General features: G+C 69.6%; 1 protein-coding gene. It reads left to right on the top strand.

All coding sequences use genetic code 11. From position 1 onward, the window contains the following. Positions 1-10 precede the first annotated feature (10 nt). The coding region (locus ABZ621_RS37565) for an MFS transporter (RefSeq protein ID WP_360611666.1) at positions 11-1,438 on the top strand (1,428 nt) is incomplete at its 3' end.

Genomic DNA, 1,438 nt, shown 5'->3' with positions numbered 1-1,438 from the left:
CTGGTTGGTCATGTCGGTTGTCGAGAGTGCGCGTCCGGGTCCGGACGCGAGCGCGGCGGCGAGTGGTGGTGCCGGTGAGCCGGTGCCGGACAGGCTGGACGGCCGGCTGAAGCTCGTCCTCGTCGTCCTGCTCGTCGCGCAGTTCATGCTCGCGGTGGACTTCTCCATCCTCAACGTCGCCCTGCCCGTCATCGGCGAAGGCCTCGGCTTCTCCCTGGCCAACCTCCAGTGGATCGCCACCTCCTTCGCCCTGTGCGCCGCCGGCTTCACCCTCCTGTTCGGCCGCGTCGCCGACCTCTTCGGACGCCGCCGCCTCTTCCTCGTCGGACTCGCCGTCCTCGGCGCCTCCTCCCTCCTCGGCGGACTCGCCACCACCCCCGAAGTCCTCCTCATCGCCCGCGTCCTCCAGGGCCTGGCCACCGCCGCCGTCACCCCCGCCGGCCTCTCCCTGCTCACCACCTCCTTCCCCGAAGGCCCCCTGCGCCAGAAAGCCCTCGGACTCAACGGCGCCCTCATGTCCGCCGGCTTCACCACCGGCGCCATCCTCGGCGGCGTCCTCACCGACCTCCTCTCCTGGCGCTGGGCCTTCTTCATCAACGTCCCCGTCGCCATCGCCGTCCTCCTCATCGCCCCCACCGTCATCAAGGAATCCCGCCCCACCGAACGCCCGAAGCTCGACCTCCCCGGCGCCACCACCGTCACCCTCGGACTCCTCGCCCTCGTCTACGGCCTCACCCACGCCGGCGAAGAAGGCTGGACCGACCCGGTCGCCCTGGCCGCCCTCGCCGCCGGCGTGATCCTCCTGATCGCCTTCTACGCCATCGAAGCCAAGGCCACAGCACCCCTCGTCCCCGTCTCCGTCCTCAAGCGCCGCAACGTCGCCTGGGGCAACATCGCCGGACTCATCGCCTTCCTCACCGAGACCAGCCTCGTCTTCCTCATGACCCTCTACCTCCAGGAAGTCCTCGGCTTCTCCGCCCTCGCCGCCGGCCTCTCCTTCGGCGTCCTGGGCATCGGCACCGTCATCGGCGGCTCCATCGCCCCCAAGGTCATCGCCGCCACCAACACCCGCACCACCCTCATCATCGGCGGACTGCTCCAGGCCCTCGCCACCATCGCCCTCATCGGCCTCGGCGAAACCGCCACCGCACTCTGGCTCCTGCTCCCCGCCACCTTCGCCGGCGGCATCGGCAACATGCTCGTCATCGTCGGCTTCATGGTCACCGCCACCACCGGCCTGCCCGACCACGAACAAGGCATGGCCACCGGACTCGCCACCATGACCCAGCAGATCGGCATCACCATGGGCACCCCCATCATGAGCGCCATCGCCGCCACCACCCTCGACATCCACCACGGCATCACCACCGCCGTCATCATCAACACCGCCATCGTCCTCATCGGCACCCTCACCACCGCCCTCTACCTCCGCACCAAG

Origin of the sequence: Streptomyces sp. NPDC007863 (assembly GCF_040633895.1) — a bacterium.
Classification (GTDB): Bacteria; Actinomycetota; Actinomycetes; order Streptomycetales; family Streptomycetaceae; genus Streptomyces.
This window is presented reverse-complemented; position numbering and strand designations above follow the sequence as displayed.